The sequence below is a fragment of the Chromobacterium sp. Panama genome (genome assembly GCF_003052555.1).
In the GTDB taxonomy this organism is placed as follows: Bacteria; Pseudomonadota; Gammaproteobacteria; order Burkholderiales; family Chromobacteriaceae; genus Chromobacterium.
Genome location: NZ_QARX01000001.1, coordinates 2733428 through 2756214 on the forward strand (window position 1 = coordinate 2733428; position 22787 = coordinate 2756214).

Sequence of the window (22787 nt, forward strand, 5' to 3'; positions counted from 1 at the left end):
GCCGAGTCGGGCCCGCCGCGGCGGGCAAACGAATAAGGCCGCATTCTCCACGCTTGCCAGCCGCGGAAAAATCCGCTTCACTGACAAAAACTTTTGCTCAGGAATCAACAATGCTACCCATGGAAGCGCTGATTGCATTTGTCTCAGTCATAGACGCCGGCTCCTTCTCCGCCGCCGCGGAGCGTCTGGACCAGACCCCGTCCGGCATCAGCCGCAGCGTCAGCCGGCTGGAAAAACAGTTGGGCGTGGCGCTGATCACCCGCACCACCCGCCGGCTGGACCTGACCGCGGAAGGCCGCTGGCTGCTGGAACGCGCGCGCCGCATTCTGGCCGAGCTGCAGGACACCGAGGCTCAGTTGGCCGCCAGCCTGGCCCAGCCCAGCGGCCTGCTGCGCGTCAACGCCGCCACCCCCATCCTCACCCGGCTGATCGCGCCGCTGGCCGCCGGCTTTCTGGAACGCTACCCGCAGGTGCGCCTGGAGTTGACGGGCGCGGAAGGCATCGTCGATCTGATAGAAGAGCGGGCCGACGTCGCCATCCGCGTCGGCATGGGCGCGCTGGCGGACTCCAGCCTCAGCGCCCGCCGCCTGGGCGACAGCCGCATCCGCCTGGTGGCCTCGCCGGACTATCTGAGCCGCCGCGGCGCGCCGGACAGCGCCGACGCGCTGGCGCGGCACCGGCTGCTGGGCTTCACCGCCCCGGAAACCCTCAATCAATGGCCGCTGCGCCACCGCGGCGGCAACGGGCTGGCCATCCAGCCCGCGCTGACCGCCTCCAGCGGCGAAACCCTGTTGCACCTAGCCTTGCACGGCGCCGGCATCGCCTGTCTCAACGACCTGCTCACCGCCGAAGATCTGCAAAGCGGCCGCTTGTCGCCGGTGCTGGACGCCGTCAGCCTGCCGTGGAGCCAGACTATCTGGGCGGTGTTCTACAAACAGGGCGCGCTGGCGCCGCGCGTCGGCGCCTGGGTGGATTATCTCGCCGCGGAGCTAGGCCAGAGGCTGGGACAGCCGACGACGATGGAAAAAAATCAGCGTCCTTCATGAAGTTCAGGAACTGAATTAATTTTTCACTTACAAAAACAATAAGATAGATCCATTACGGCGGCCGCCGCCCGCTTGCGCCATGACCACCCTGCCCCCCAAGCTCATCGTCGCCATCGACGGCGTCGCCATGGAGTACATCGCCGTCGGCGCCGCCGCGCCGCCCATCGTGCTGATCAACGACGCCGGCACGCCGATGGAGGGCTGGTACAAAGTGCTGCCGGCGCTGGAAACGCTCAGCGGCGTGTTCGCCTACAACCGCTGCGGCATAGGCAACAGCGGCAACGCCCGCGAGGCGCAGACCGGCGCCGCGATGATGGAAACCCTGCGCGCGCTGTTGTTCAAGGCGGACCTGGCCCCGCCCTATGTGCTGGTGGCCCACGCCTTGGGCGGCCTGATCGCCAATCTGTTCGCCCGCAGCTACGCCGGCGAAGTGGCCGCCGTGGTGCTGCTGGACGCCGCCGCGCCGGAGGACATCAGCGCGCTGGACGCGCGGCAAGGCCGGCTGGGCCAGTTGCTGCGCCGGGCGCTGGACCTGGCTCAGGACCGGGACACCCTGAACGAGACCGGCCACCTGCGCCGCAGCGCGGAACAGATCGCCGAAGCGCCGCCCTTCCCCGACATCCCTCTGTTTGTGATCAGCGGCGGCGCGCCGGGCTTGTCCTGGCTCACCTCCAAGGCGGTGCTGGACGCGCGCGCCGAGGGCCAGCGCCGGCTGGCGGCGCTGTCGCCGCGCGGCCGCCACGTCATCGCCGCCCGCAGCGGCCATTTTCCGCAATTCTCGGAACCGGAACGGGTCGTCTCCGCGGTGCGCGACGCGCTGACGGCTATCGCCTCTAGCTAAACGCCCGCCCCATGATGGCGTTGGCCGACAAGCCCCGACGCCTCACAAGCGCTTGAAGTAATAGGCGGTGGGATGCAGGCGTCCGTCCGGACGGGCGGCGTAATCCGGGATCTCCCCGCTCTTGCTCCAGCCCAGTTTGCGGTAGACGTCCTCCGCGCCGGAACCGGCCTCGGTGTCCAGCACCAGCAGGCGGATGCCCTGTTTGTGTGCATGATCTTCCAGCGCCGCCATCAATTGGCGCGCCACGCCGCGGCCCCGGCGGGCGGAATGCACCAAGAGCTTCTGCACCTCGGCGCGGTGGCGGCCGTTGCCGCGCTGGCAAGGCGCCAGTTGCACGCAGCCCAGCAGCTCCTCGCCCTCTTCCGCCAGCCATAATTGCAGGCCGGCGCCCAGCAGCGCGTCCACCTGCGCCCAGTAAGCGGCGGCCTCGGCCTCAGGCAAGGGCGCGAGGAAGCCCACCGACGCGCCGCCGGTCACGCAGTCGGCCAATAAGGCGCTCAGGCGCGAGTAATCCCGGGCCGCCAGCGCCGGCGTCATTCTGATCGTGCTCATCTTTTTCCCCCTTGAACGCCGCGCGCGGACCGCGGCCACAAGCCGGGACAAGCAGTTTTCATGCCGGAGCGCGGCGCGGCAAACCTGCTAGTCTGGAACAAACCCTATCGGACGCTGCCATGGTTTGGTCCCCGATGCGCCTGGCGCTGATCTGCTGCGCCGTTCTCGCCCCGCCCTGCCTCGCCGCCGCGCCGCCGCCGGCGCGGGAGGTGGTGCTGGCCAGCGGGGAGTGGCCGCCCTATCTATCCGCCAAGCTGCCGCAGCAGGGCTATGCCTCCCACATTGTCAGCGAAGCCTTCCGCCTGGCCGGGATCACGGTGCGCTACCGGCATTTCCCCTGGGCCCGGGCCGAGGCCATGGTGCGCGGCGGCGAGATCGCGGGATCGGTGGTGTGGTCGATCACGCCGGAGCGCGAGCGATTCGCGCTGTTCAGCCTGCCGGTGGTGGTGGATGAGGAGGTGGCGTTTCACTTGGCCAAACGCCCGCTTTCTCCGACGGAGATGCCGGATTTGTACGGCTTGCGCATGGCCACGCCCAACGGTTCCAAACTGGGGGTATGGGGCGAGGCGGTGCGCGCCGGCCATATTCGCAACGACAGCACTCAGGACATAGAAAGCGGCATGCGGCAATTGCTGGCGGAGCGCATCGATTTTTTCCCCCTGGTCAAATCGGTGGGGCAATCCTTGCTGCGCCAGCGCTTCACGCCGGAGCAGCGCGCCGCCATCGTCTACGCGCCCAAGGTGTGGGAACGCAATGAGTACCGCCTGATGCTGAGCCGGGCGCAGCCGCAAAGCCAGTGGCTGCTGGACCGCTTCAACGAAGGCCTGGTCCGGCTTAAAAACAGCGCCCAATACCGGCGGATGGAGCGGGATTTCGAGGATGGGGCTTACGATCAGCCGGTCTCTACGGCAAAACCTTGAAGCCTCCCGGCTTACATGCGCTGAAAGAGATGGGCGTAGCTGCGGCTGACTTCCAGCGGTTCCGGATAGCCGCGCAATTGCAGCATGAGGCCGCGCTGGCCGTCGTCGCGCTTGATCTGCTCGATGGCGTCCACCCGCACCAGGGTGGAGCGGTGGATCTGCCAGAATTCGTCCGGGTCCAGCGCCTGCAACAGTTCCTTGATCGGCATGCGGATCAAGGCTTCGCAAGCGGCGGTCTGCACCCGGGTGTATTTTTCATCGGACTGGAAAAACAGCACCTCGCCGGTGCTGATCATGCGCAGGCTATTGCCCACCGAGGCCTTGATCCAGCGCAGATAGTCCGGCCGCGCCAGTTGGCGGCTCAGTTGCTGCAGCGAGTCCTGCCAATGCGAGGGTAGCGTCAGCTGCCGCTGCTCCCAGCGCTGGCGCGTGCGCAACAGCCGCTCGTCCTCCACCGGCTTGAGCAGATAATCCACCGCGCCTTCTTCAAAGGCCTTGATCGCGTATTGGTCGTAAGCGGTGACGAACACCACCGGGCACAGGCCGTCTATCTCCATCGCCGCGGCGATGCCGTTCTGCACCGGCATGGTGATGTCCAGAAAAGCCAGGTCCGGCCTATGCTCGCGGACCAACTCCACCGCCTCCGCGCCGTCGCGGGCCTCGGCCACTATCCTCAACTCCGGCCACACCCGTTGCAGGGCCATGCGCAGTTGCTCGCGCATCAGGCGCTCGTCGTCGGCGATCACCGCGCTCAATTTGCTCATTAACGCTGTCCTCTTTACAAGCGGGCCGCTCACACCAAGGCGAACGGCAGGCCTATGGTGGCGCGGGTGCCGCCTGTCGGCAACACCTCCAGCAACAGCTGCGCGCGCTCGCCGTGCAACATGGCCAGACGCTCGCGGATATTGCTCAGGCCCAGGCCCTGCCCCGGCTGCTCCGGGAAGCCGACGCCGCTGTCGCTGACCGCCACCCGCAGCTCGCCGGCCAGCACCTTGGCGTCGATGAGGATCTCGCCGCCTTCGGCCTTGGGCTCCAGGCCGTGTTTGATCGCGTTCTCCACCAGGGTTTGCAGCATCATCACCGGAAAGCGCGCGTCCAGCAGCGACTCCGGCACCTCCAGCCGCACCCGCAGCCGGTCTTCCATCCGCAGCTGCATGATGTCCAGATAGGCGCGCGACAATTCCAGCTGCTGGCCCAGGCTGGTTTCCGCCGGGGACTCCCGCCACTCCGGCAGCGAGGAGCGCAGATAGCGGATCAGCGCCTTTTGCATCAGCAAGGCGCGCTCCGGCGCGGTTTCCATCAACTGGCACACCGAGGACAGGGTGTTGAACAGGAAGTGCGGCTCGATCTGCGCCTGCAGCGCTCCCATCCGCGCTTCCGCCAGCTGGCGTTGCAGCGCCTCCACCTCGGCCAGCTCCTCCGCCTGCCGGCTGCGCACCACCGCCGCGTCGGCGCGCTGCTCCGCCCGGCGCTTGCCTCTGGCCACGATCTTGACGATGCAGACGGTCACGCCCAGGAAAAAGGCCAGCGCCGGAATCCCGATGATGCCGCCCAGGATCAGGCCCAGAAAGCAGATCAGCAGCAGCCGGCCCCAGCCGACGGCGGCCAGCCAGTCGAAAAACAGCCACCAGTAGATGGAAGCCTTGTGGCTGACGAGTTCAATGCCCGCCAGCGCCTCCGCATGTTTTTGCCTATCCATGATACGCCCCCCGGTCTTGCTTCATTTCTTCCTCGGTCCCCTGCGTCAGCGCCGCCGGCCTCGACGGCTTCGGCGCGACGCAGGCCTTGACCAGGAAGGACATCAGTATCAAAAAAACCACGGCGCCGCTCAAGGCCAGCACGCCGCTCAAAATCAAGGCCAGCAGCGAGACCAAGGCCAGCCGCCCCCAGCCGAGGCCGGCCAGCCAGTCTACATAAAGCCGCCAGTAAATGGCGATTTTGTGCTTGACGCCGTTCAGTCCGTCCAGGGCTTCCGCGTGTTTTTCCCGATCCATGTTCAGCTCCTTGCAATGCGTTGTGGTTGACGCTGCTCACTGTAGCCAGCGCCAAACGCGGCCGACAGCGGCTTGCGACGAAACGCGCAAGGCGATGGATGAAGCGGCGAAACACGCGACGAACGGGCGGCGTTTTTAACGCCGCCCTTCGCGTTACAAGCCCAGTTCCCGTTCCAGCGCCCCCATCTCCCGCCGCCATTCACGCTGCAATTGCGGCTTCTGATGCTTGGGCTTGCGCGCCAGATCCGCGTTCAGCAAGGCCTCCAGTTGATACAGGCGCTCCAGCTGCCGCTCCGCGCCCTTGGGAACGGACGCGTCGCCGGACGCCGTCGGCTGATCGGCCACGGCCGCGACGGCCTGCGGGGTGAACAGCTGGGCGTAGGCGCCGGCGGCGTCCGGCCACTCGCGCAGCCGGCCCTCGCTGACCACCCAGAAGCGGTTGCACGATTGTTCGATCAACTCGCGGTCGTGCGACACCAGCAGGAAGCCGCCGGCAAAGTCCGCCAGCGCCTCCGCCAGTTCCCGCTTGCCGTCCAGATCCAGGTGGTTGGTCGGCTCGTCCAGCCACAGCAGGTGGTAGCTGGCCAGCGACAGCGCCAGGAACAGCAGCCGCGCGCGCTCTCCGCCGCTGAGAGTGGCCACGGTCTGTCCGTGGCGCGCATAGGCGAAACCGGCGGAAATCAGCGCCTGCCGCCGCTCCGCCTCGCTCAGCGGCGCGAAGGGGTACAGCGCGTCCGACAGCGCGGCCGCGTCGTCCAGCCGGCGCAGCGACTGATCGTAATACGCGACGCGCGCCGCCGGGTGCGGCCGCCAGCCCGCGCCGGCCTCGCCTTGCAGCCAGTCCTGCCAGCACTGGCGCAGCAAGGAGGACTTGCCCGCGCCGTTGGCGCCCAGCAAGGCGACTTTGTCGCCGCTGCGCAGGCTCAGCTCGTCGGCCTCGAACAAGGCCGGCAAGCCGGGCGCGGCGCTCACCTGCAAGCCCTCGAAAGCCTGCAAGCGGTCCGCCGCCAGCGCTTGGCCTTGCAGCCGCAAGCGCCACGGACTGCCGCGGCTGACGAAGGCTTGCTCCTCCTTCAGCCGGTCCACCCGCTTCTGCATGGACTTGGCCTTGCGCACCAGCTTTTCGTTGTCGTGCTCGCGGCCCCAGATCGCCAGCCGCTTGCTGCTGGCGTTCAGGCGGTCTATCTCCTTCTGCTCGCCGGCGCGGCGCGCGCGCGCGGCGTCGTCCGCCTCCGCCAGCGCGGCCCGCGCCTGGCTGCACGGCAGCTCGAAGCGGTACAGGCGCTGGTCCCGCAGAATCCAGCTGTGCGAAGTCACCGCGTCCAATAGCCGCGCGTCGTGGGACACCAGGATGAAGCCGCCCTGCCAGCGGCGCAGAAAGTCTTCCAGCCACAGCAGCGACGGCAGGTCCAGATGGTTGCTGGGCTCGTCCAGCAGCAGCAGATTGGGCTGGCGCAGCACCGCGCGCCCCAGCAGCAGCCGGGTGTGCTGGCCGCCGCTGAGACTGGCCGCCGGGGTGTCGGCCGCGGCCGACAGTTCCAGCTCGTCCAGCAGGCTGTCCACCCGCCAGTGCTGCTCCGGCTGGCGGTCCACCGCCTCCAGCAGCGCCGAGCGCGCGCTTAAGCCCGCCAGCCTCGCCGGCAGGTGTTGCTCTACGTATTGGAGCCGGCACAGGCCGGCGTATTGCACCGCGCCGGCATTGGCTTCGCGCTGGCCGGCCAGCACGTCCAGCAAGCTGCTCTTGCCGCAGCCGTTATGGCCCAACAGGCCGATGCGGTCGCCCAGTTTTACGGTAAAGGAAAGGTCCTGGAACAGCGGGCCGTGGCCGGCGTCCAGTTGCAGGGATTGCGCGGAAATCAGGGTTGTCATGCTCTTGCTCTCGTTTTTTCGGGACGTGACAGTCCCTGTCAACAGGAGCGCTGGCGACAACATGGGAGTCGGGAAAGACTCGGCGAGTGAAACTCGAAGTGAAGAGTGGCTTTGCTCCGACCCGGTTATCGCAGCGCGATGGAACTCGGGCAAGAGCCGGCAAATGCGCTAAACAAGCGAACCAACATTTCTGGGCGCGCAAATTGAAGCATATTTACCTCCTTTCTTTTTTATTCAAGGTGATGGAAACCCGAAGTGTAAACCAAGCGCGGCCGCCTATTCCAGTCCCGCCCGCGTCCGGCGACGCCGGCGGCGCGCTCCTGCTAGACTGGAGCGCCCTTCCCACCCCGCAATCACTCAAAGGCCCGCCATGACGCTCATCCGCCTGCAAGACTGCCCGCCCAGCCCGTGGAAAAACGGCGGCGGCAGCACCCGGCAATTGCTGATCTCCCCGGCCGGGGCCGGCCTGGACGATTTCGACTACCGCGTCAGCCTGGCCAGCGTGGCCAGCGACGGGCCGTTCTCGCGCTTCGACGGCGTGGACCGGCAGTTGCTGATCCTGCAAGGCGCGGGACTGGAGTTGGAACTGGACGGCCGCGGCCGTCTGCGGCTGACGCCGGGCGGCGAGCCGCTGGCCTTCGCCGGCGAAACCCCGGCGCAAAGCCGGCTGCTGGACGGCCCGCTGACCGATTTCAACGTGATGACGCGGCGCGGCCGCTACCGCTCGCGCTTGGACAGGCTGACGCTGGACGGCGCGCTGGAATTACGCGCCGACGCCGAGCTGACCCTGCTGCTGGCGCTGGAGGACGGCGCGCGGCTGTGGCATGACGGCCGGCCGCAGCCGCTGGCGGCCTGGGACGCCGCCGTCGCCCGGCGCGGCGAAACGCTGCGGCTGCAAGCCGCGCGACCGCTGTCGCTGTGGCAAGTGGAACTGGAAGCCGTCGATCCGGCCTGATCCGGCCTATAATCGTTTAGGCCGTTGAAATAGGCCAAAAGGCTTTTTCACCACAAAAGGAGATTCCCATGGCATCACCTGTTTCCTATATCGAGATCGGCGCCGGAGACGCGGCCCCTGTCGGCGCCTTCTTCGCCGAACTGTTCGGCTGGAGCTTCCATCCTATGGGCACGGACGGCGGCGGCTGGTTTCAGGCCGGATCGATTAAAGCCGGCCTGCACGGGGGAGATGCCGCGCCCCGGATCGATCTCTTCTTCCAGGTGCCGGACCTCACGGCCGCCGTGGAGCGCGTGCGGGCCTTGGGCGGCCAAATCGACGGCGGCATCGCGGAGGAGCCGGGCTTCGGCAAATTCGCTCAATGCCATGCGCCCGGCGGCCTGAGCTTTGGCTTGCATCAGCCCGAAGCCGCCGCGTCCGCGTCGACATAAGCAAAGACCGGCGCCACGCCAACGACGGGATCTCGGTCCGCCCCCGCCACGGAGCGCGGGCGGACCGAGCCCGCTTATTTCTGCCGCGTCACCCAGCTGCGCAGCGACACGCCGCCGGGAATGCCGCGGCACTGCGGCGCCTCGGCGGCGTGCATCAGTTCGAAGCGGCCGCCGGTCCAGGCCCAGGCGCTGCTGACGTTGCAATCGCCTATGCCCCGCCCCTTGGCGTAGCTGCTGAGCACGCCCTGATTGAATTCGGCGTTCATCAAATAGGCGGCGTCGCCGTCGGCCAGCTTGGCCAGCGCCGGCCGATACGGCGGCTTATCGTTGGCTATCCACACGCTGAAGCCGCCCTGATAAGCGCCGCGGCCGCATTCGCGCAGCACCAGCACCTTGTCGGCGCTCAAGCGGTGGACGTCTATCGTCGGGTTCTCCGCATCCGGCATATCCTCCCAGCAGCCGCGCTCGCGCACCGCTTTGAGAATGGGCGCCGCCAGCGCGGCGTCGCCGGGCCGGGCCGCCGCCGCCACCGGTTTCAGCAAAGGCGTCGGCAAGGCCGGCGGCACCGAGGCTTCCGGCTTCGCGCCCTTTTTTACCAGCGCGCCGGGCGTGCCCAGACGGCCCTGGACCTCGTCCATCTTCAGCAAGGCGGCCTTGAGGCCGGCCAGCGACAGCGTCCATTGCAGCTTGCCGTCGCCTAGGCTGATCGCGTCCGCGTTGAGCATGCGCGGCAGCAGCTGCGCCATCTGCCCGGCGCTCAAGCTCTGCTCCGTTTTCAAGCCGCTCAGTTTGAAATCGCCCAGTCGCAGCGTCAGCGGCCCCGCCTTGCCGTCGTCGGCGTCCGCCGCGATCAACTCCCCGGTCAGCGGCGCATTGGGGCCGCCGTCGCGCTTGAGCAAGAGGCTGACCGGATTGTCGCCGTCCGCGGCCTGGGTGCCGTTGGCTTCGCAATGGCGGGTGTTGTCGCAGGCCACCGCCCAGTCCTTGTACGACTCCGTCTTGGCCCATGCCGCGGCGGGCAGACTCAGCGCCGCCAAGGCGGCCATGATGTGTATTCGCATGATTACCCTTCGTTGTATTCCATGCCGGCCGCGCAGCGGCGAGGCCAGACCGCCAAAGCGCAGCAGGCATGACGCAAACGCTCAGTCCCGCTGGCACACCCGGAGCCGATGCCCGTCCGGGTCCAGCATCAGAAAGGTGCGGCCGAAGACCTCGGTGCTCGGCGGCTGCGCGATGCGCAGATCGGGATCGTTCCGCCAGGCCTGATAGAGCTGGTCCACCGCCTCGCCGGATGCCAGCATGATACCGGCTTCGACGAATCTCGGGACATCGGCATGCGGCGCGTCCCCGCCGCTCCACAGGGCGAACAGCGCCTCGCCGCCGGCGCTGAAGGCGACGTAACGCGGGCTGACGAACACCGGATCGGCGGCGAACAAACGGCGGTACAGCGCGGCGGAGCGCTGGATATCCGTCACATACAGCAATTGCAGATTGGCTTGGGGGGTCAAGGTCATGGCTTGCTCCTTTTCACTGAAATGCGGCTTGCGCCGTGGAAAAGAACCAGTCTGCCTGCCCCCTGCTGACAGCGTGTCGTCAGCAGAGCGCGGCTTTTCTGCGCCCATGCGCCGACGCCAACAGCGCCAGCAGCATCAGCGCCGCCGCCAGCCCAAAAGCGGCGCGCGCGCCGCCGGCCACTTGCTGCGGCGCGGCGGCGGCGATGTCCGCGGCTCCGCTGGCCGCGGCGAACACCGCGCCCATCAAGGACGCGCCGGTGATCAAACCCAGATTGCGCGACAGACTGAGCAGGCCGGACACCAGGCCGCGCTGCCGCGCCGCGGCGCCGGTCAGCGCCTGAGTGTTGTTGGCGGCCTGGAACAAGGCGTAGGCGGCGGTGATCAGGGTCAGCGGCAGCAAATAGCCGGCCAGGCCCAGGCTGGCCGGCAGCAGGGCCAGCGCCAGCGCGCCCGCGCCTATGCCCGCCAGGCCGGAGCGCGCCGCGATGTCCGAGCCATAGCGGTCCACCATCCGCCCGGCCGGCACGCCGCTCAAGGCCGCCACCAGCGGCCCCAGCGACATCGCCAGGCCGACGCCGGCGGCGTCCAGGCCCAGCCCCCGCGCCAGATAGAACGGCCCCACCACCAGGGTGGCCATCATCACCGTGGACACCAGGGCGTTGCCGAGCAGACCGGCGGCCAGCGCCGGGTCTCTTAGCAGAGCCAGGTTCAGCAAGGGCGAGGCGGCCTTGGACTCGGCCCGCAAGAAGGCGCGGCCGCCGACGACGGCCGTCAGCAACAAGACGGCGTTGAGCGCGCCGAAGCCCCCCTGGGCGTGATCGGGCTTCAGGGTCAAGCCCAGCGCGTAGGCGGCCAGGGTCAGCGCCAGCCAGCCGCTGCCGGCGAGGTCGAAACCGACGCGCTCGGCGGCGGGGCCGCTTGGCGCCGGCACGCTGCGCCAGATCAGGCCGAAAGCCAGCGCGCCCAGCGGCAACATCGGCCAGAACATCGCGCGCCAGCCGAAGCCCGCGATCAGCGCGCCGCCCAGCGACGGGCCCAGCGCGGTGCCGACGGCGGACATGGCGCCCAACAATCCCATCGCCCGCCCCACTTCGCCCTGCGGGGCGATGTCCGCGACAAAAGCCATGCCCAGAGCCAGCATCAAGGCCGCGCCTACGCCCTGCAAGGCGCGTCCGGCGATCAGCGCCCAGAAGGCGTCGGCCGCGCCGCAGCCGGCCGAGGCCGCGACGAACAAGGCGATGCCGGCCAGCAAGGCGCGCCGGCGGCCGAACTGATCGCCCAGCCGGCCGGCGTTGACGCTGGCCAGCGTGATCAGCAGCAGATAGGCCAGCACCACCCATTGCGCTTGCTGGAAGCTGATCCGAAAGGCCGCGGCCAAGGCCGGCAGGCCGACGTTGGCCACGCTGGCGCCCAGCGAGGCCAGCAGGATAGACAGCGCCAGGCCGGCCAGCGCGGCGGCGGAAGAAGACGAAGAGGATGGAGAAACAGACATGAGGGCGGCTCCCGCCCGCATCCGGCCCCGAACGCCGGGGCCGTCGACACGGACCCGATACAGGCTACGCCGCCGCCACAGCAGGCGGAAGACGCATGGTTTACACTAAATAGTTGCGTTTGACGCCAGGTATCGCTGCACTAAGAGTGGCTAACAAAAATCAGTTTCACGACTGAGGCAAGGCGCGCCGACGCAGGCAGTACTTGAGTACGGCAAGTCGGCGCAACGCAGCATCAGGAATTTTGTTAGCCGCTCTAATGAGTCTGTGTACCATCTGCTGCGTTGCGGCGGGATTGTAGACAAGAGCGTTGAAAACGGCTTCGAAATGCTCATCTACCACGTGTACATTCCGCTTTCTCAGCCGTTTTCGTCTTGCCCTTGCTCGCGAGACATTGAATAGGCTCTTTAAGGCGAAGCCATGCCCATACCCGATCTCAATCTGCTGATCACCCTGGACGCGCTGCTGAACGAAGGCAGCGTGGCCCGCGCCGCGCGCCGTCTGCAGCTCAGCCCCTCGGCGATGAGCCGCGCGCTGGCGCGCTTGCGCGAGGTCACCGGCGACCCGCTGCTGGTGCGCGCCGGCCGCGGCCTGACGCCGACGCCGCGCGCGCTGGAACTGCGCGAACGGGTGCACGCGCTGGTGCTGGACGCGGAAAGCGCGCTGCGCCCGGCCGGAACGCTGCGGCTGGACCGCTTGCAACGCAGCTTCACCCTGCGCTGCAGCGACGGTTTCGTCGAAAACTTCGGCCCGCGGCTGCTGGCGCGGCTGCAAGGCGAGGCGCCGGGCGTGCGTCTGCATTTCCTGCCCAAGCGCGACAAGGACAACGCGCCGCTGCGCGACGGCGCGGTGGATCTGGACACCGGCGTGGTGGGCCACGAAGCCGGGCCGGAGTTGCGGGTGCGCATGTTGTTCCGCGACCGCTTCGTCGGCGTGGTGCGCGCCGGCCATCCGCTGGCGGCCGACGCCGTCGACATCGCCCGCTACGCCGCCGGCCGCCATGTGTTGGTGGCCCGCCGCGGCGGGCTGGTCGGGCCGGTGGACGAGGCGCTGAACGCGCAGGGGCTGCGCCGCGACGTCGCGGTCACCGTGGGCGGCTTCGCCGCCGCGCTGGCGCTGGCGCGCGCCAGCGATTTGATCGCCACCGTGCCCGAGCGCCATACCGGCCATCTGCGCGCCGGCCTGCACAGCTTCGCGCTGCCGCTGGCGGTGGCGGAGATCACCATTTCCATGATCTGGCATCCGCGCCTGGACGCGGACCCGGCGCAGCAATGGCTGCGCGCCTGCGTCAAGGCGGTGTGCGATGAACAATTGGCGGCGGAGGCCGCCGTTTGAAGCGCGCCGCTCTAAAAACCTGTTTACCTGCGTATCGCCGACGCGCAGCAGATCGTAAACAGGTTCTAAAGCGCTTCAGTAAGCTGGCGACTCCATGACTCGCTTCAACGCTGACTCGCTTGCCAATCCATTAGGCAGCCAATCAACTTCTGATCACTCATATTCAGCGAGGTAAACTATGCATAGTTTTTATAAGACGCTGATGGTCACATCTTTTTGCTTAATTCCGGCAACTTGCTTTTCTTCTGAGAAAGGGGCTCAAATGAAATCAGATTCATTCGGCTATTATGATTTAAATATTGGCGATTATTCAGCGCCAGAACAACATCACGACCTGCCTAAAGAAGGGAATGGCCATATTGAAGTCAACTTGGATCGTAATTTTTCGATTACCTTTCCTGACAATCCCTCAACAGGAGCCTCTTGGGGCTTAAGGACACTTCCTGCGGAATTGATGTTTCTGAGTTCCAGCCACAAACCATCTGACAAATGCGGCGTCGTTAACAATGAGGGCGTGCCGCCGGTTGGATGTGGCGGATTTACAAGCTATATATTTAAAGCGTTAGAAAAAGGAACCGGGACAGTAAGATTTGAGTATGGTCAACAGTGGAGCAAGGGCGCTAAAAAAGTCATAACGGTAAAAGTTACTGTTAAATAACGAAATAGTTCCGAGCGATCATATCGGCACTATTCTCTCAGAACCTGTTTACGATCTCGGGCGCTAAGGCGAGACAAGGCGAAAACGAGCGAAAAAGCGGAATGTACGCGTGGTATATGCGCATTTTGAGTTTGTGACCACCTGCAACGCTTCACAAAACGCGGCAGACATTGAACCGGCTCTAAACGTAAATCTCGCCCCTCAGATACAGCCGCGCCTGCCCCAGCAAAGCCACTTCCGCGCCTTCCACCCGGCACTCCAGGCTGCCGCGCCTCGCGCCGCCCTGGCGCGCCTGCAAGCAGGTCTTGCCCAGCACGCCGGCCCAGTACGGCGCCAGCCAGCAGTGGGCCGAGCCGGTGACCGGGTCTTCGTCGACGCCGACGCCGGGGCCGAACCAGCGGCTGACGAAATCGCAGTCCGCGCCGCGCGCGGTCACCGCCACCCCGCGCTTGGGCAAGCCGCGCAGCCGCTGGAAGTCCGGCCGCAGCGCCGCCAGCCTCGCCGCGTCGTCCAGCACCACGATGTAGTCGTCGGCGGCCAGCACCTGGCCGGCGTCCAGGCCCAGCGCCGCCAGCAGGCCGGGCGGCTCGGCGCAGGGGCGCGGCGTCACCGCGGGGAAGCGCAGCTCGATGCGCTCGCCGTCGCGCCGCGCCGTCAATTCGCCGCTGCGGGTCTGGAAGACGATGCGTTCGCCGCGCCAGCCCAGCTCATGGAACAAGACCCAGGCGCTGGCCAGCGTGGCGTGGCCGCACAAATCCACCTCGGTGGTCGGCGTGAACCAGCGCAGCGCCATCCGCTCGCCGTCCGCCACCAAAAAGGCGGTCTCGGACAGATTGTTTTCCATGGCGATGGCTTGCAGCGCGGCGTCCGGCAGCCAAGCCGGCAAGGGGCACACCGCCGCCGGATTGCCGTGGAACACCGCGTCGCAGAACGCATCCACCTGGTAGATGGGAATCTTCATGCCTTGTCCTCCCGCGCATCGCCGCGGATTTCGTCCAGATAGTTGTAGACGGTGTAGCGGCTGACGCCCAGCGCCTCCGCCGCGCGCTCCACCCCGCCTTTGACGATGAACAGGCCCTGCTCCAGCATCTGCGCCACCGCCTGTTTCTTGTCCGCCTTTTTCATCCGCGCCAGCGGCTTGCCGCCGCGCTCCAGCGCCTGGGCGATGATGTCCTGCATCGCCTCGTCCATGGCCGGCGGCTCCGGCGCGGCCGGAGGCGGCGGCGGCGCGCGGCCCACCAGCGCCTGCAGGCAGGCCAGCGCCGCTTCCAGCTGGCTGCGGTCGCTGTTCAGGCACAGCGCGGCGAAGGGTTCGCCGGCGGCGGTCTTGAAGACGGCGCTGGCGGACAGCAGCCGCCGGCCGTCGCGGCTCAGGGTGTGGTAGCCGGACACCAGCGCCGGTTCCGCGCCGCCCTGACGCATCGCCTGTTCGATGGCGGCGAAGCCGCGGTCGCCGGCCGGGCCGCCCAGGATGGCGTCCCCTAGACGGCGGCCGGACACATGGCCGTTCTCGATGGCGACGACGGAGCGCTCCGGCCGGCTCAGATCATGCAGCACCACCTCGGTGTGCGCGTCCACCATGGCCCCCACCAGCTTGACCGCGGCGCTCAAGGCGCGCAGCACCGCCTGTTTTTCCGCCTGGGCCGGATCGGCCGCCGGTTTCGGGTCTTCCATGCGGCCGCCCGTCAACGGTAAAGACTGAATTTGCGCGTCAGCGCGCCCAGCGCCGCCTCGTCGCCGCACAAGGCCACGCCCCAGTACTCCAGCGCGGCGGCCGGGGTGGCCGCGGTGCGGCGCAGTTGTTCGGCGCTGCCGCCCTCGCCCATAGTGTCGGTGAAGTCGACGCAGACTACGCCGGCCTCGGCGGCGGCCTGACGCAGCCGCTCCAGCTTGGCGGAGTTGTCCGCGCGCAGCACGATGAAGGGATCGGCCGAGATCGCCGGGTGCACGCCGCCGTCGGCGTCCACATAATCCACGTGGTTTGCCGCCGCGTCCGCGCGCCGCAGCCGGCAGGCCAGGGCCAGCGCCAGATGGCCCAGCACATTCATCGCCCGGCCCGGCTCCAGCCGCTTGTGGATCACCGCCACGTATTTGCGTTCCGCCTCAGACATCGCCGCCGTCCTCCGCCTCATGCTCCGCGCGCAACAAGGCGTAATTGGCCAGCGACAGATAGCGGCCGTCCTTCCATTCGCACTCGCGGCTGACGCCCTCCAGGGTAAAGCCGACGCTCCGCAACAGTTTGCCGGAGCCCAGGTTGTCCACTTCCACTTGCGCATAGACGCGGTTGAGCGGGAAGCGGCGATAAGCCAGCCTCAGGAAACCGCGCAGGGCTTCCCGCATATAGCCGCGGCCCCAGTGTTCCGGCAGCAGCCAATAGCCCAGTTCGGCGCAATGGTGCTGTTCCGACCAGGAGCTGATGCCCACCGCGCCCAGGAAGCGCTCATCCTCCCGCGTTTCCAGCGCCAGCCACAGGCCGCTGCCGTCGGCGCGGATGTCGTCGAACCAGCGCATCTGCGCGCGGCAGTCCTCCTCGCTGGCGTAATGAATGCCGTAATGCTTGATCACTTCCGGGTGCGACAGCCCGTAAAACACATTGGGCAAATCCTCGGCGCGAAATTCGCGCAGCGTCAGCCGTTCCAATTGCAACATCGTTTCCCCTTCACGCCAGCGGCCCAAGCTCGAATCTCGTCGGGCTTGGGCCGCAATAATTCAACAATTTGTTGAAATTTACATTTTTGGTTTAATTATTGCAAGAGGGGCTCCACGCCGTAGACCGCGTCGCGCAGATCGGCGACGAAGCGCCCGGACATGCCTTCGTACAAGGTATTGGTGAAGGCCACCACGCTCAGGCCGCGCGCGCGGTCCACAAACCAGGAGTGGCCGTAAGCGCCGCCCCAGCGCCAGGTGCCGGGCGATTCCGGCGAGGCGGCGGCGGCCGGATCGCGCAGCACCGAGAAGCCCAGGCCGAAACCGAAGCCGGGCATTTCCGGCAGTTCCAGCGTTCCGGTGTGATTGCGCGCCATCTCCTCCACCCACTCCGGCGGCAGCAAGGGCGCGCCGCCCTGGCGCAGCGCCTCCAGCAGGCGCAGGAAATCGTCGGCGCTGCCCACCATGCCCGCGCCGCCGGACGGATAGGCGCCGGCGTCCAGCGCCCGCTGCGGCGCAAAGCGTATGCCCACCGTGCCTTCGAACGGCGCCACGATCGCCGGCTGCTCCATCCGCCACGGTTCGGCCTCGCCGTTGACGTAGACCGCGGCCAGGCGGCCCGGCTCCAGCGCGTGAAAATCGGTGTCGTCCATGCCCAAGGGCGCTGTGACCCAGCGGCGCACCGCCTGCGGCAGCGGCTGGTCCGCCACCCGCTCCACCAGCGCGCCCAGCACGTCGGTGGCCAGCGAATAGCCCCAGGACTGGCCCGGCGTATACAGCAGCGGCACGCTGGCGATGCGGCGCAGATTCTCCGTCAGGGTGAGGCCGTCGGCGTCCATGCCGTCGGACACTCCGGCGCGGGCGTAGGGACCGTCGCCGTCCTCCTCGAAAAAGCGATAGCCCAGGCCGGCGGTATGGCTGAGCAGCTGCCGCGGCGTGATCCGCGCCGGCGCGCCGTCCGCCAGCCGCGCCCGGAATTCCGGCAGCCAGCGGGCGATGTCCTCGTCCAGGTCCAGCCGCCGCCGCGCCGCCAGCGCCATCGCCGCCGTGGAAACAATGGGCTTGCTGACGGAGGCGAGCCGAAACAGCGCGTCCTCCCGCATCGGCAAGCCGGCCTCCCGGTCCGCCCAGCCGGCCGCGCGGCGGTAGGCCGGCGCGCCGTCCTTGGCCACCAACACCACCGCCCCCACCAGCCGCCGCTCGCTCAGCGCCTGTTCCAGCACCGCGTCCACCCGCGCGTCCAGGCCCGCTTCCAGGCGGCTGGGCCGCACGCGGCATTCCACATTCGACATATCGCTTCCTTTGGCTTCAAAACAGCCACCACGATAAGCGACGGCCGCGCCGGGAAAAAGCGGGCGGCGCTCCGCGCTATCGTGAGAAATTGTCCGGAATGGGAGACCGGCGCTTCAGAGGCTGGCGCGTATGATGTCCGCCGCCCGCTCCACCTGCCCGCGCGTCACCAGGCTGCTGCTGATGAAGCGCACCAGATCCGGTTTCCAGGCCAGCGCCAGCACGCCTCGCTCCGCCAGCCTGGCCACCATGGCCTTGGCGTCCGCCGCTTCGATGAACACCATATTGGTCTCCACCGGGTACTTCAGCCGCGCCGCCGCGCTCAATTTGTCGCCCAGGATGCGGGCCTTGTCATTGTCTTCCTGCGTCACCTGCTGCCAGCGCCGCATCTTGTCCAGCGCGATGCCGGCCATCAGGCCGGATTGGTGCAGGCAGCCGCCGTACCATTTGCGGAAGACCTTGGCCGCCTCTATCTTGCGGGCCGGACCGGCCAGGATGGAGCCGAAGGGCGCGCCCACGCCCTTGGAGAAGCAGAAATTCAGCATGTCCGCCGGCCCCAAGTAACGCGCCGGCGACAGGTCCAGATGACTGCAAGCGTTGAGCACCCGCGCGCCGTCCAGGTACAGGCTCAGCCCCATTTCGTCGCACAGCGCGCGCATGCGCAGCATTTCCGCCGCCGGATAGACGATGCCGCCGTAGGTGTTGATGCTGCTTTCTATCGCCACCGCCTTGGGCTCCGCGTACAGGCTGGACCAGCGCGCCTTGGCGTGAATGGCCCGGCGCGCGTCGTCGGCGGTGAGGATGCCGTCCGCGCTGTGGTAGGGGTTCAGCACCAGGCCGCTATTGGCGCTGACGGCGGAGGATTCGAAGAAATTGATGTGGTAGCCCACCTCGGTGACGATCTCGTCGCCGGGCCCGGCCAGGCAGCGCAGCCCCACTTGATTGCTCATGGTGCCTGAGGGCATGAACAAGGCCGCTTCCTTGCCGAACAAGTCCGCGCAGTAGGCTTCCAGCTCGCGCACATAGCGGTCTTCGCCGTAGCAATCGTCGCCGATCTTGGCGAAATCCAGCGTCTCCACGTCGCTCTTGCTGACCCGCGTCAGGGTATCGCTTCTCAAATCGATGATGTCCGGCATGTCTGGCTCCGTTCGTGAACGTCGGCTGGAGGATGGCAAGCGGCGGCAAGGAAAGCGTCTGGCGAGCACGCGCGTCGGCGCCCGTCGTCCAGTCCGCGCCATTGGCGTGCCAATGAAACGCGAAGCCGATGCTAGGGGCCGGACATCAATGATTCAACACTACTTTTGATAAGGTAGCCGCCGGTCGGCGCGCTAGTTATTCGTACGGAGTGCGATTTTACGCTGGAGAACTACCATGGTAGCCACGCCGCCAATCAGCGAGGCCATCATGAAAAACCTGAAATATCACGGCTTGTGGGCAGGCCTGTTGCTGCTGGACATCGCCGCGCTGTACGGGCTGTCGCTGCTGATGGCGCAGCCTTTTTCCCGCCCGCAGCACGCCAGTCATTTCGCGCTGGGCCTGCTGACCACCGCGCTGGCGGCCGCGCCGATGATCCGCTTCCTGGTCATAGGCTGGGGCGCCCGCTACGAGGAATTCCGCAACCGGCTCAACAACGGCGCGCTAATCTATTATCTGCGCCAGTTCTGGCAGCCGCGCACCGACAAACACCCGCAGCTGAACGCCTGGCCGCTGCCGGAAAACGAGGAGGTGGAGGCCGCCGCCGAGCAATTGTTCGAGCAGATCTACCGCGAGCACTACGGCCGCGCCGCCTTTCTCACGCCCATGATGCTGATGCTGATCGCCACCCTGTGCATGAGCGTGCTTTATCTGCTCGCCGTCAACGGGCAGCTGGCCCTGCCCTTCGGCGCCCAGATCGTCTGCGCCGCCATCGCCGGCGCCTATCTGTTCGTGGTCAGCGATATGGTGCTGAGCGTGCGCAAGCGCAGCCTCAATGTGGCGGACGTGTACTGGTACGCGCTGCGCATGATGCTGGCCATTCCCATCGGCGCGGCCGTCAGCGCCGCCGGCGACTCCGAAACCGTCTCCGCCGCGCAGACCGTGGCCGCCTTCGCCGTCGGCGCCTTTCCGATGGACTCCCTGTTCAAGCTGCTGCGCCGGCTGGTGGCGCTGAACCTGAACGCCAAGGAACAGCCGCAGGAAAACGACCAACTGATCCAGCTGGAAGGCGTGACCGCCAATATTTCCGCCGCGCTGGCGGCCGAGGGCGTCAACTCGATAGAACAATTGGTGTGCATAGATCCGGTGCTGCTCTCCATCCGCACCGGCTTTCCGTTCAAGTTCGTGTTGCGGCTGGGCTCCCAGGCCATCGTCTGGCGGCACTTCGGCCAACACGCCGCCGCCCTGTCCGCCATGGGGCTGGCGGACGCGCCCGCCATCGTCACCCTCAACGAGATGCTGAAAAAAGAAACGGGCTCGGCGCTGCGCCAGCAGGCGGACAATGTGGTCGCCGACATCGTCGCCCGCTTGCAGGCCAAGGACGGCGCCGCGCTCTCTGCCGACACCGTCAAATTCAACTTCCGCCAGGTGGGCAAGGAAAACTACACCCGCTTTCTGATGGCGGCGCAAAAACAGGGCGGCTACGCCCGGCCGCCCTTGCGGCCGGTGCACGGTTTCCCGCACGCGGCCTGAGAACCCCTTGACGGTCAAGCGCGTCTCAGGCCTGGGCCTCCAGCACGCATTTGGCGATCTGCGCGTCCTGCACCGCCAGCCCGGTCAGGTCCGCCAGCGTGATCTCGTCCTCGCTTTGCCGGCCCGCCTGCTCGCCGGCCAGCACCCGCCCCAGCTCCGTCAAGCGTTCGCACTCCAGCAGGCCGGCGGCCAGCGCGTGCGACACCTCGCCGTAAGCCGCGCACTGCGCGACGGAGTCCACCACGATGCGGTCCGCGGCGGCCACCCATTCCGTCTCCAGTTCCTGCTTGCCGGCGGCGTCCGCGCCCACCGCGGTGACATGGCTGCCGGGCCGCAGCCAGCCGGCCCGCAGAATGGGCCGGGCGGACGGCGTGCAGGTGACGATCAGCCGGCAGGCGCGCGCCAGCGGCTCCGCGTCCAGCGTGGTCCGCACACGGTAGCCCTCGGCTTCGAACTCGGCGGCGAAAGCCGCCAGCTCGGTCTCCGAACGCCCCCACACCCACGTCTCCCGGCACGGCGTCACCGCCTGCAAGGCGCGCAATTGCAAGCGCGCCTGCAAGCCGGTGCCGACAATGCCTATCGCCTCCACCCGGCGCGGGGCCAAGACCCGCGCCGCCAGCCTGCCGGCCAGCGCGGTGCGCCAGGCGGTGAGCCAGCCCTCGTCCCGCAGCAGCGCCAACGGCGCGCCGGTGCGGGAGCAGAAGCAGAGCACCAGGCCCTGATTGCTGGGCAGGCCGCGCTTGGGATTGTCGTAGAAACCGGACGACACCTTGACCGCGAACAGGCTCTCGCCCTCCACATAGCCGGATTTCACGCAGCAATCGCCGTTGGCCGCGGCAAAGGCGAAATGCTGCACCGGCGGCAGTTGCGCGCGGCCGGCGGAATAGGCGATGAAACCCTGGCGCAGCAGCGCCTCCGCCCGCTCCAGATCCAGCCGCGCCAGGATTTCATCCTTGTTGAAGGTTTTCATGACACCGCCTTCAAAAACTTATCCAGCACGATGTTGCGGCCGCACAGCACCACCGCCACCTTTTTGCCCTGGTAGCGCGGCGCCTGCCGCAACAGGCCGGCCAGCGCCACGCCCGCCGCGCCCTCCGTCATCCAGCGCTCGCTTTGGGCCAGCAAGCGCAGCGCCGCGCGGATCTCCGCCTCGCTGACCAGCGCGCAATGGCGGATCAAGGCCTGGCACAGTTCGAAAGTCACCGCGCCCGGCTCCACCCCGCCGGCGGTGCCGTCGGACAGAGTGTCGCCCTCGTCTACCTCGACGATGCGGCCGGCTTGCAGGCTGGCGTGCATGGTGGCCGCCGCCTCCGGCCAGCAGCCCACCAGTTCCGCGCCGGGCGCCAGGCGCCGCAAGGCCGCGCCGATGCCGGAAATCAGGCCGCCGCCGCCCACGGAGACAAAGACCGCGTCCAGCTCCGGGCACTGCTCGGCCAGCTCCATGCCCACCGTGCCCTGGCCGGCCACCACGTCCAGATCGTTGTACGGCGACACAAAGGGCAGACCCGCCCGCCGCGCCGCCTCGCCGGCGCTCAGTTCCGCCTCCAGCGCGCCGCCGTCCACCAGCTTGAGTTCCGCCCCCAGCGCGCGGATGGCGTCCAGCTTCACCGCGGCGGCGGACGCCGGCGCGTACACCGTCACCGGCACTTGCAACAGGCCGCCGGCCAAGGCCACCGCCTGGCCGTGGTTGCCGGTGGACGCGGCGATCACCCCTTCCCGCCGCGCCGCCGGGTCCAGCAGCCGCAGCTTGTTGCTGGCGCCGCGGAATTTGAAGGAGCCGGTGCGCTGCAGATGCTCGCACTTCAGATACACCTCGCAGCCGGTCAGGGCGGACAAGGCCGGGCTGTGCTCCAGCGGCGTGACCCGCGCCTGCGGGCGGATGGCCTGGTGGGCGGCGGCGATGGCGTCGAACAGGGAATCCAGTGTCATGCTTGCTCCTTCAGCTCTTTCAAATGCTTGAAAACCGTGGCGCGGCCCATGCCCAGCACATTGGCCACGTAGTTGGCGGCGTTCTTGCCGCGAAACGCGCCCTCGTGCAGCAGCGCCTCCACCAGCTCGCGCTTGTGCTCGCGGTTGAGAATGGACAGGCTCAGCTGGCGCTGTTGCAGCCAGCCGTGGATGAAACGGTTGATGCGCTCCTGCCAGTCGTCCTCGAACAACAAGGCCGGCTGCGCCACCAGCTTGCTGCCGGACAGGAACAGGTCCAGCGCCGCCCGCGCGCCCTCGAACACCGAGATGTCCAGGTTCACGCACATCATGCCGAGCACGGCTCCGGCGTCGTCGCGCAGCACCACGCTGATGGAGCGCAGCTGGCGGCCGTCCCAGTTCAGTTTTTCGTAAGGACCGATCACCGTCGCGTCCGGCGTGTTTTCCAGCTCGTCCAGGCCGGAATCGTCGCCCAGCTCGCGCTTGGAGAAATTGTTGGCGATATAGGCCACAGACTGGGTGGCCAGGTCGTGCAGCACCACCTCGGCATAGGGATAGAACAAGGTGGCGATGGCGTCGGCGATGGACTGGTAACGGGACAGCATGGCGGCACTCGCAATTGGATCAATGAATCCAGAGTAGACTTTGAAATCCAG

General features: G+C 67.4%; 25 protein-coding genes. 8 read left to right on the forward strand and 17 right to left on the reverse strand.

Annotated features, from left to right (window positions below; all coding sequences use genetic code 11):
* Positions 1-110 precede the first annotated feature (110 nt).
* Together DB032_RS12285 and DB032_RS12290 are read left to right on the forward strand one after the other, a co-directional pair.
* The gene (locus DB032_RS12285; protein ID WP_107799746.1) at positions 111-1046 is read left to right on the forward strand and encodes a LysR family transcriptional regulator; all 936 of its coding nucleotides are present in this window, start codon (positions 111-113) and stop codon (positions 1044-1046) included.
* A 79-nt stretch (positions 1047-1125) separates the two neighbouring features.
* Positions 1126-1887 carry an alpha/beta fold hydrolase gene (locus DB032_RS12290; RefSeq protein WP_107799747.1) on the forward strand — a complete coding sequence of 254 codons (762 nt, stop codon included), beginning with the start codon at positions 1126-1128 and terminating at the stop codon, positions 1885-1887.
* Between the two features lie 42 nt (positions 1888-1929).
* Here DB032_RS12290 and DB032_RS12295 read toward each other — a convergent pair whose 3' ends face one another.
* Entirely contained in the window at positions 1930-2439 is a 510-nt protein-coding gene (locus tag DB032_RS12295; RefSeq protein WP_107799748.1) for a GNAT family N-acetyltransferase, read from the reverse strand.
* A 119-nt stretch (positions 2440-2558) separates the two neighbouring features.
* On the opposite strand from DB032_RS12295, the gene DB032_RS12300 reads away from it, so the two are divergent.
* Positions 2559-3359 (forward strand): ABC transporter substrate-binding protein, encoded by an 801-nt coding sequence (locus DB032_RS12300; RefSeq protein ID WP_107799749.1) that lies wholly within the window; start codon positions 2559-2561, stop codon positions 3357-3359.
* Positions 3360-3370: 11 nt separating this feature from the next.
* On the opposite strand, the gene DB032_RS12305 is transcribed toward DB032_RS12300, so the two are convergent.
* The 4 genes from DB032_RS12305 to DB032_RS12320 form a co-directional block, all read right to left on the reverse strand.
* A complete protein-coding gene (locus tag DB032_RS12305) occupies positions 3371-4123 on the reverse strand; it encodes a LytTR family DNA-binding domain-containing protein (RefSeq protein WP_107799750.1) in 753 nt (250 codons plus the stop codon).
* 29 nt (positions 4124-4152) lie between these two features.
* Positions 4153-5058 (reverse strand): sensor histidine kinase, encoded by a 906-nt coding sequence (locus tag DB032_RS12310; RefSeq protein WP_107799751.1) that lies wholly within the window; start codon positions 5056-5058, stop codon positions 4153-4155.
* Positions 5051-5353 carry a hypothetical protein gene (locus DB032_RS12315; protein WP_107799752.1) on the reverse strand — a complete coding sequence of 101 codons (303 nt, stop codon included), beginning with the start codon at positions 5351-5353 and terminating at the stop codon, positions 5051-5053. Before DB032_RS12315 ends, DB032_RS12310 begins: the two co-directional genes overlap by 8 nt.
* A 153-nt stretch (positions 5354-5506) precedes the next feature.
* Positions 5507-7222: an ABC-F family ATP-binding cassette domain-containing protein gene (locus tag DB032_RS12320; RefSeq protein ID WP_107799753.1), complete on the reverse strand. Its 1716-nt coding sequence runs from the start codon at positions 7220-7222 to the stop codon at positions 5507-5509.
* A gap of 370 nt (positions 7223-7592) precedes the next feature.
* On the opposite strand from DB032_RS12320, the gene DB032_RS12325 reads away from it, so the two are divergent.
* Positions 7593-8177, forward strand: a complete 585-nt coding sequence (locus DB032_RS12325) for a HutD family protein (RefSeq protein ID WP_107799754.1) — start codon at positions 7593-7595, stop codon at positions 8175-8177.
* A gap of 68 nt (positions 8178-8245) precedes the next feature.
* Positions 8246-8605, forward strand: a complete 360-nt coding sequence (locus DB032_RS12330) for a VOC family protein (protein ID WP_107799755.1) — start codon at positions 8246-8248, stop codon at positions 8603-8605.
* A 74-nt stretch (positions 8606-8679) separates the two neighbouring features.
* Here DB032_RS12330 and DB032_RS12335 read toward each other — a convergent pair whose 3' ends face one another.
* From DB032_RS12335 to DB032_RS12345, 3 genes are all read right to left on the reverse strand, one after another.
* Positions 8680-9666: a DUF1176 domain-containing protein gene (locus tag DB032_RS12335; protein WP_107799756.1), complete on the reverse strand. Its 987-nt coding sequence runs from the start codon at positions 9664-9666 to the stop codon at positions 8680-8682.
* 81 nt (positions 9667-9747) lie between these two features.
* Complete coding sequence (locus tag DB032_RS12340) at positions 9748-10119, reverse strand: VOC family protein (protein ID WP_107799757.1); 372 nt, start codon at positions 10117-10119, stop codon at positions 9748-9750.
* Positions 10120-10198: 79 nt separating this feature from the next.
* Entirely contained in the window at positions 10199-11611 is a 1413-nt protein-coding gene (locus DB032_RS12345; protein WP_199225883.1) for an MFS transporter, read from the reverse strand.
* A 418-nt stretch (positions 11612-12029) separates the two neighbouring features.
* Here DB032_RS12345 and DB032_RS12350 point away from each other — a divergent pair, with 418 nt between their 5' ends.
* A complete protein-coding gene (locus DB032_RS12350) occupies positions 12030-12944 on the forward strand; it encodes a LysR family transcriptional regulator (protein ID WP_107799759.1) in 915 nt (304 codons plus the stop codon).
* 178 nt (positions 12945-13122) lie between these two features.
* Positions 13123-13602 carry a protease inhibitor I42 family protein gene (locus tag DB032_RS12355; protein WP_107799760.1) on the forward strand — a complete coding sequence of 160 codons (480 nt, stop codon included), beginning with the start codon at positions 13123-13125 and terminating at the stop codon, positions 13600-13602.
* Between the two features lie 181 nt (positions 13603-13783).
* Here DB032_RS12355 and DB032_RS12360 read toward each other — a convergent pair whose 3' ends face one another.
* The 6 genes from DB032_RS12360 to DB032_RS12385 form a co-directional block, all read right to left on the reverse strand.
* Positions 13784-14563 carry a PhzF family phenazine biosynthesis protein gene (locus tag DB032_RS12360; RefSeq protein WP_107799761.1) on the reverse strand — a complete coding sequence of 260 codons (780 nt, stop codon included), beginning with the start codon at positions 14561-14563 and terminating at the stop codon, positions 13784-13786.
* Positions 14560-15276, reverse strand: coding sequence for a transcriptional regulator (locus DB032_RS12365; RefSeq protein WP_107799762.1), 717 nt, complete (start codon positions 15274-15276; stop codon positions 14560-14562). The genes DB032_RS12360 and DB032_RS12365 overlap by 4 nt, the downstream gene beginning before the upstream one ends.
* Positions 15277-15287: 11 nt before the next feature.
* On the reverse strand, positions 15288-15713 hold the full coding sequence (locus DB032_RS12370) for a DUF2000 domain-containing protein (RefSeq protein ID WP_107799763.1): 426 nt from the start codon (positions 15711-15713) through the stop codon (positions 15288-15290).
* Positions 15706-16251, reverse strand: a complete 546-nt coding sequence (locus DB032_RS12375; protein ID WP_107799764.1) for a GNAT family N-acetyltransferase — start codon at positions 16249-16251, stop codon at positions 15706-15708. The genes DB032_RS12370 and DB032_RS12375 overlap by 8 nt, the downstream gene beginning before the upstream one ends.
* Positions 16252-16346: 95 nt before the next feature.
* Positions 16347-17540: a serine hydrolase gene (locus DB032_RS12380; RefSeq protein ID WP_107799765.1), complete on the reverse strand. Its 1194-nt coding sequence runs from the start codon at positions 17538-17540 to the stop codon at positions 16347-16349.
* Between the two features lie 114 nt (positions 17541-17654).
* Positions 17655-18674, reverse strand: coding sequence for a low specificity L-threonine aldolase (locus DB032_RS12385; RefSeq protein WP_107799766.1), 1020 nt, complete (start codon positions 18672-18674; stop codon positions 17655-17657).
* A 268-nt stretch (positions 18675-18942) separates the two neighbouring features.
* Here DB032_RS12385 and DB032_RS12390 point away from each other — a divergent pair, with 268 nt between their 5' ends.
* Positions 18943-20205 carry a hypothetical protein gene (locus DB032_RS12390; RefSeq protein WP_146176657.1) on the forward strand — a complete coding sequence of 421 codons (1263 nt, stop codon included), beginning with the start codon at positions 18943-18945 and terminating at the stop codon, positions 20203-20205.
* A gap of 25 nt (positions 20206-20230) precedes the next feature.
* Here DB032_RS12390 and DB032_RS12395 read toward each other — a convergent pair whose 3' ends face one another.
* From DB032_RS12395 to DB032_RS12405, 3 genes are read right to left on the reverse strand one after another with little or no spacing between them, the layout of a single operon-like run.
* Positions 20231-21175 carry an ornithine cyclodeaminase family protein gene (locus tag DB032_RS12395; protein ID WP_107799768.1) on the reverse strand — a complete coding sequence of 315 codons (945 nt, stop codon included), beginning with the start codon at positions 21173-21175 and terminating at the stop codon, positions 20231-20233.
* Entirely contained in the window at positions 21172-22134 is a 963-nt protein-coding gene (locus DB032_RS12400) for a threonine/serine dehydratase (protein ID WP_233246696.1), read from the reverse strand. Before DB032_RS12400 ends, DB032_RS12395 begins: the two co-directional genes overlap by 4 nt.
* Positions 22131-22736 (reverse strand): transcriptional regulator, encoded by a 606-nt coding sequence (locus tag DB032_RS12405; RefSeq protein ID WP_107799769.1) that lies wholly within the window; start codon positions 22734-22736, stop codon positions 22131-22133. Before DB032_RS12405 ends, DB032_RS12400 begins: the two co-directional genes overlap by 4 nt.
* Positions 22737-22787: the final 51 nt, after the last annotated feature.

What these genes read in the sequence shown, in the direction of transcription:
- DB032_RS12285 (WP_107799746.1), top strand. Translation starts at nt 111, where the DNA reads ATGCTACCCATGGAAGCGCTGATTGCATTTGTCTCAGTCATAGACGCC.
- DB032_RS12290 (WP_107799747.1), top strand. Translation starts at nt 1,126, where the DNA reads ATGACCACCCTGCCCCCCAAGCTCATCGTCGCCATCGACGGCGTCGCC.
- DB032_RS12295 (WP_107799748.1), bottom strand. Translation starts at nt 2,439, where the DNA reads ATGAGCACGATCAGAATGACGCCGGCGCTGGCGGCCCGGGATTACTCG.
- DB032_RS12300 (WP_107799749.1), top strand. Translation starts at nt 2,559, where the DNA reads ATGGTTTGGTCCCCGATGCGCCTGGCGCTGATCTGCTGCGCCGTTCTC.
- DB032_RS12305 (WP_107799750.1), bottom strand. Translation starts at nt 4,123, where the DNA reads ATGAGCAAATTGAGCGCGGTGATCGCCGACGACGAGCGCCTGATGCGC.
- DB032_RS12310 (WP_107799751.1), bottom strand. Translation starts at nt 5,058, where the DNA reads ATGGATAGGCAAAAACATGCGGAGGCGCTGGCGGGCATTGAACTCGTC.
- DB032_RS12315 (WP_107799752.1), bottom strand. Translation starts at nt 5,353, where the DNA reads ATGGATCGGGAAAAACACGCGGAAGCCCTGGACGGACTGAACGGCGTC.
- DB032_RS12320 (WP_107799753.1), bottom strand. Translation starts at nt 7,222, where the DNA reads ATGACAACCCTGATTTCCGCGCAATCCCTGCAACTGGACGCCGGCCAC.
- DB032_RS12325 (WP_107799754.1), top strand. Translation starts at nt 7,593, where the DNA reads ATGACGCTCATCCGCCTGCAAGACTGCCCGCCCAGCCCGTGGAAAAAC.
- DB032_RS12330 (WP_107799755.1), top strand. Translation starts at nt 8,246, where the DNA reads ATGGCATCACCTGTTTCCTATATCGAGATCGGCGCCGGAGACGCGGCC.
- DB032_RS12335 (WP_107799756.1), bottom strand. Translation starts at nt 9,666, where the DNA reads ATGCGAATACACATCATGGCCGCCTTGGCGGCGCTGAGTCTGCCCGCC.
- DB032_RS12340 (WP_107799757.1), bottom strand. Translation starts at nt 10,119, where the DNA reads ATGACCTTGACCCCCCAAGCCAATCTGCAATTGCTGTATGTGACGGAT.
- DB032_RS12345 (WP_199225883.1), bottom strand. Translation starts at nt 11,611, where the DNA reads ATGTCTGTTTCTCCATCCTCTTCGTCTTCTTCCGCCGCCGCGCTGGCC.
- DB032_RS12350 (WP_107799759.1), top strand. Translation starts at nt 12,030, where the DNA reads ATGCCCATACCCGATCTCAATCTGCTGATCACCCTGGACGCGCTGCTG.
- DB032_RS12355 (WP_107799760.1), top strand. Translation starts at nt 13,123, where the DNA reads ATGCATAGTTTTTATAAGACGCTGATGGTCACATCTTTTTGCTTAATT.
- DB032_RS12360 (WP_107799761.1), bottom strand. Translation starts at nt 14,563, where the DNA reads ATGAAGATTCCCATCTACCAGGTGGATGCGTTCTGCGACGCGGTGTTC.
- DB032_RS12365 (WP_107799762.1), bottom strand. Translation starts at nt 15,276, where the DNA reads ATGGAAGACCCGAAACCGGCGGCCGATCCGGCCCAGGCGGAAAAACAG.
- DB032_RS12370 (WP_107799763.1), bottom strand. Translation starts at nt 15,713, where the DNA reads ATGTCTGAGGCGGAACGCAAATACGTGGCGGTGATCCACAAGCGGCTG.
- DB032_RS12375 (WP_107799764.1), bottom strand. Translation starts at nt 16,251, where the DNA reads ATGTTGCAATTGGAACGGCTGACGCTGCGCGAATTTCGCGCCGAGGAT.
- DB032_RS12380 (WP_107799765.1), bottom strand. Translation starts at nt 17,540, where the DNA reads ATGTCGAATGTGGAATGCCGCGTGCGGCCCAGCCGCCTGGAAGCGGGC.
- DB032_RS12385 (WP_107799766.1), bottom strand. Translation starts at nt 18,674, where the DNA reads ATGCCGGACATCATCGATTTGAGAAGCGATACCCTGACGCGGGTCAGC.
- DB032_RS12390 (WP_146176657.1), top strand. Translation starts at nt 18,943, where the DNA reads ATGAAAAACCTGAAATATCACGGCTTGTGGGCAGGCCTGTTGCTGCTG.
- DB032_RS12395 (WP_107799768.1), bottom strand. Translation starts at nt 21,175, where the DNA reads ATGAAAACCTTCAACAAGGATGAAATCCTGGCGCGGCTGGATCTGGAG.
- DB032_RS12400 (WP_233246696.1), bottom strand. Translation starts at nt 22,134, where the DNA reads ATGACACTGGATTCCCTGTTCGACGCCATCGCCGCCGCCCACCAGGCC.
- DB032_RS12405 (WP_107799769.1), bottom strand. Translation starts at nt 22,736, where the DNA reads ATGCTGTCCCGTTACCAGTCCATCGCCGACGCCATCGCCACCTTGTTC.